This window comes from Acidovorax sp. SUPP2825 (assembly GCF_030158995.1).
Taxonomy (GTDB): Bacteria; Pseudomonadota; Gammaproteobacteria; order Burkholderiales; family Burkholderiaceae_C; genus Paracidovorax.
The window spans coordinates 1-4556 of record NZ_BQXK01000046.1; the positions used below are offsets into that span (position 1 = coordinate 1).

The 4556-nt window shown below is 68.6% G+C and carries 4 protein-coding genes; 2 read left to right on the forward strand and 2 right to left on the reverse strand.

Going from position 1 to position 4556, the window contains the following annotated elements; translation table 11 throughout:
• Together AVAK2825_RS24505 and AVAK2825_RS24510 are read left to right on the forward strand one after the other, a co-directional pair.
• Nucleotides 1–1936: condensation domain-containing protein (locus AVAK2825_RS24505; protein ID WP_284403092.1), on the forward strand; the 1936-nt coding region annotated here is incomplete at its 5' end.
• A 63-nt stretch (nucleotides 1937–1999) separates the two neighbouring features.
• Nucleotides 2000–2239 carry a hypothetical protein gene (locus tag AVAK2825_RS24510; protein ID WP_284403093.1) on the forward strand — a complete coding sequence of 80 codons (240 nt, stop codon included), beginning with the start codon at nucleotides 2000–2002 and terminating at the stop codon, nucleotides 2237–2239.
• A gap of 181 nt (nucleotides 2240–2420) precedes the next feature.
• On the opposite strand, the gene AVAK2825_RS24520 is transcribed toward AVAK2825_RS24510, so the two are convergent.
• Complete coding sequence (locus AVAK2825_RS24520; RefSeq protein ID WP_284403095.1) at nucleotides 2421–2642, reverse strand: hypothetical protein; 222 nt, start codon at nucleotides 2640–2642, stop codon at nucleotides 2421–2423.
• Nucleotides 2635–4556, reverse strand: a 1922-nt coding sequence (locus AVAK2825_RS24525; RefSeq protein ID WP_349817190.1) for a hypothetical protein, incomplete at its 5' end; no start/stop codon positions are given. The genes AVAK2825_RS24520 and AVAK2825_RS24525, both read right to left, overlap by 8 nt.

A 4556-nucleotide genomic window follows, 5' to 3' on the forward strand; every position in this document is an offset into this window, starting at 1 on the left:
GATGGCCGGGGTGCAGCAATACGAGGCACCGCAAGGCGAGCTGGAGGAGATGCTGGCGCGCATCTGGGCCGAGGTGCTGGGCGTGGAGCGCGTGGGCCGCCGGGACGGCTTCTTCGAACTGGGCGGGCATTCGCTGCTGGCCCTGGGCCTGCTGGAGCGCGTGCGCGCCCAGGGCCTGCGCGTGCAGGTGCGCATGCTGTTCCAGCACCCGAGGCTGGCGGAGTTTGCACAGGCGTTGCAGCGGGAGCAGGGGCAGGCGCAGGAGCCGGGTACCGGCGAGATCGACATGCCACCCAATCTGATCCCCGAAGGCTGCACGGCGATCACGCCGCAGATGCTGACCCTGGTGGAACTCGATGCCCAGGAGATCGCACGCATCGAAGCCGTGGTGCCCGGGGGCGCGGCCAACATCCAGGACATCTACCCGCTGGCGCCGCTGCAGGAGGGCATGCTGTTCCACCACATGCTGGACACGCAGCACGATGCCTACGTGACCTCGCACGAACTGCTGTTCGACAGCCGCGAGCGACTGGAGCACTTTGCGGCCAGCTTCAACGCCGTGATCGCGCGGCACGACATTCTGCGCACGGCCGTGCTGTGGGAAGGCCTGCGCGAGCCGGTGCAGGTGGTGTGGCGGCGGGCGGCGCTGCAACTGCGGTGGCTGCAGGATGCCAGCGCGCTGCCGGCCTTGCACCGCATCGACGTGCGCCAGGCGCCCATGATCGATGCCTTTGCCGTGGCCGAAGGCCAGCGCTGGAGGCTGCAGCTGTACACCCACCACATGGTGGACGACAACACCACGCTGAAGCTGGTGGTCAGGGAGATCGGCTTGGTGCAGCAGGGCCTGCAGGCGCAGTTGCCCGAGCCGGTGGCGTTCAGGCGCTTTGTGGCGCAGGCGCGGCTGGGCCGCAGCAGGGCTGCACATGAGGCGTTCTTCCGGCAGATGCTGGGTGACGTGCAAGAGCCGACGGCGCCCTACGGGCTGTTGGATGTGCGCGGGGATGGATCGGGCGTGCAGGAGGCGCGGTTGGCGCTGGATGCGGGCCTTGCGCGGCGCATCCGCGAGCAGGCGCGCAGCCACGGGGTGAGTGCGGCGGCATTGTTCCACCTGGCCTGGGCGCTGGTGGTGGGCAGGACCACGGGGCGTGACGATGTGGTGTTCGGCACGGTGCTGTTCGGGCGCATGCAGGGCGAGAGGGATGCGGGCCGTGCGCTGGGGATGTTCATCAACACCTTGCCGATCCGAATCGGGCTGGGTGGGCAGGCGGTGGCTCAGGCGTTGCGGCAGACGCATGTTGCGCTGACGGGGCTGCTGGAGCACGAGCATGCGAGCCTGTCGCTGGCGCAGCGCTGCAGCGGGCTGGAGGCGGGGGTGCCGCTGTTCACCGCCTTGCTCAACTACCGCCACGGGGCCGGGCAGTCCGATGATGTGCAGGCCGAAAGACTTCAGTGGGAAGGGGTCGAGATGGTGGGTGGGGCGGAGCGCACCAACTATCCCTTCGGCCTGTTCGTGAATGATCTGGGCACGGATTTTTCGTTGGTCGTCCAGGTGGCATCGGGCGTTGATGCGTCCACCGTCGGTGGCTATGTGAGCGAGGCCATTCAAGGCGTGGTCCAGGCCTTGGGATCGCCTTTGCCTGTGCGGCTGTCGGAGATCGGTGTGATGCAGGGCCAGGAGCGTGCGCGCTTGCTGGACTGGAGCGTGGATGCCCATGGCCAACCGTGGACGGCTCCCGTCCACCGCCTGTTCGAGCAAAGGGCACGCGAATGCCCCGAGGCGCCGGCCCTGTCGTTCGGGGAGCGGACGCTGAGTTATGGCGAGCTCAACGCGAGAGCCAACCGGGTGGCCCACCGCCTGATGGCGCTGGGGGTGCGGCCGGAGACCCGGGTGGGCATTGCCATGCAGCGCTCGGTTGAAGCGCGCCGCGATAAATAGCGACGCGATGCTGAGATAAATGCGGACACTGTAGCTTGCACACCGCGCAACAGAATTGCGCATATGAAAATGCAATCCGACAACGGCGTCCTTGGAAGTGTCATGGGCGACGAGATCAGCCAAGCCATGGTGCACCTGCCTCGGGCGGCGCCGGGTCTGCCCGAGGCGATGACTGGTGAAACAGAATCGTTGAACCATGGCCGGGTGCGCGTGACATTCCAGCTCACGAGGAACAAGCACAACAAGAGCGTGATGTGGTACTGGCGGCCCACCCATGCTGAGCCCATCGCTCCCTCAGAATAGACCCGCTGGCTCGGCCTCACGGTCCCAGTTGTAGATGACGAGTTCCCCCCGTTCCACGCGGTTGGCTCCACCGCCTACGGTGTAGTCCAGCTTGAGCTCCTCCATTCCAAATCCAGCAAAGCGGTTGGGGGCTTGGCCAGGTGTTAGCGCACTTGGCCAGGTCGCCCGTCTTTTTGTGTAGTTACGCCTCGCCCTCCACGTACGGCAGAGATGGAGCGGGGCCTTCAATGACTCCGTCGCGCACAAACACCCGCTGCCCCGCCTGGACGTCTCCACGGGCGTGCAGCACGCCCCCACCAGACATGGCCACGGTGGCCACGCCCGCCACGACGGCTGTGACATCGCCCACCTGCAGCGGACGGGCAGGCATCAGGTCCATGAACTCTCGGTAGGCGTTACGCATGGGTTTCAATCGATAGGGTTTGGCGCAGCGTGGGGCGGCTCCACTCGATCGACGTGCTGCGCACGATGCCCATCACCGTCTGATCGCCCCGAAACCGCACGAACTGTCCCGGCACGATCACGCCTGTTTCGGGCAGCACCTGCATGCGCAGGGTGACGTGCTCCTGCCGGCCCGTGTCCGACAGCTCGGCGATGCCGCGGGCGCGGTGGACGTCGGCGTGCGTGATCAGGGCGTGGGTGACCTGGGGCGCCAGCACGTTGCCTGCGGTCCCGGCCCTGCTGAAAGGCCCGAACACCCCTGCGCTCACGCCCCCGAGGAACACCCGGTTGTAGCCCGGGCGGTCCACATACTCGGTGCCGACCACCTCGGCGGCGGCGCCCGGGATTTCGAAATCCGGCGTGATGCCGCCCCAGGCCCAGGGCGCTGCCGGGTAGCGAGGCAGCACGCGCAGCACCGGATCCGTGGCGTGCGGCTGTACATAGCCGCCCGCGGCCGTGGCGATGTCGTTGATCGCGTCGATGTAGGTGCCCTGCAGCGCCCAGGCGCCCGCCGGCACCAGCCAGTCCACAATCTGCCAGTCCAGGTCCCAGCCCATGCGCACCCCGTTGACCGTGAGCACGTCGGCCGCCAGCTGCTGGGCCGTGCGCGGCACCGCCAGGCTGAACGATTGCGTCGGGGCATAGGGAGCGCCCAGGATCGACGCCTTGCCCTTGCCGGAGACCGACCAGCGCACCTGGGGCAGGAAGCGCCGGTCCTGGACGGTGCGCTCCAGGCGCAGCCGAAACGGCACCCCGTTGACCGTCGCCTCGAGCTCGGCCGGATCGCCCTGGCCATCACGCCCCAGGTGCCCGGCCGCGTCGTGGTGCAGCGAGGCCGACCAGGACCAGGTCCAGCTCTGGTGGTCCAGCGACATGCTGAAACTGTGGGCGCGCAGCTCGGCGCCCGTGTCGACGCGATGCAGGGTGATGTTGTTGATCACGATATAGGTCCTACGAACGGGGACGATGACAGTGGCGCCGGGCTCCGGGTCGGAGTGGCGATCGCACAGGAACACCAGGTGCGCCGGCACACCGTGGTCGACGAGCGCATCGAACATCAGGTGCACCGGCACCTCGGGCACGTAGCACGGATCGGGATGGGGCGGCTGCGTGGGCGTGGACACCCCCGGCCGGGGCACCCAGGCCTCTTGGTAATGGTTGCGCCAGACGCACGATCGCGCCACCGCGATGCCCATGCCGTCGGTCACCACCGCCGACACCCGCAGCCCCTCCTGCCAGTGCTGGGCAATCACACGGCGCAGCGGCAGCGCCTCCTGAAACCGTTGCATCCCACTCACCGATCGGCGTGCAGCGTCCTGCCAGTGCTGGGCGATCGCATGGCACAGCGGCAGCGCCTCCTCGAACCGTTGGCGCACGCCAGGGCCGGAGAGCCTGGCCGCTTGCTGCCAGCCCTGCCGGACGGCAACGCTCAGCATGGCGGCGGCCTCGTAGCGCGCCAGGATCGCCGCACCCAGGGCGCCCGCGTCCTGCCAGTGCTGGCGGATGGCCGCCTGCAGGGGCAGCGCCGCCTGGTAGCGCTCAAGCGCCGGCACGCCGCGCCGCACCGCATCCTGCCAGCGCTGGGCGACCGTGCCCACCACTGGCCGGGTCACATTGACGTCGTACTGGGCCGCAGCCACCAGCCACAAGCCGGTGATCTGCCCCGCGGCGAAGGCACGGACCCCCGAGCGCAACAGGATCGGCGCGCGCATGCCCGTGATCGACCCGGCAGCTTGCAGCTCGACAGCCTCGCCCGGGCCGTCGCCGCCGTCGTCGCCGAAGACGATCTCGACAGGCGACCCGGCCGGGTTGGCCGCCTGGCCGAAGATCAGATCCAGATCGCCCGCCATGCCCGCCCTTACGTCAGCGCCGAGGC

Coding starts and splice junctions, on each gene's coding strand:
- AVAK2825_RS24510 (WP_284403093.1), top strand. CDS start 2,000: ATGAAAATGCAATCCGACAACGGCGTCCTTGGAAGTGTCATGGGCGAC.
- AVAK2825_RS24520 (WP_284403095.1), bottom strand. CDS start 2,642: ATGCGTAACGCCTACCGAGAGTTCATGGACCTGATGCCTGCCCGTCCG.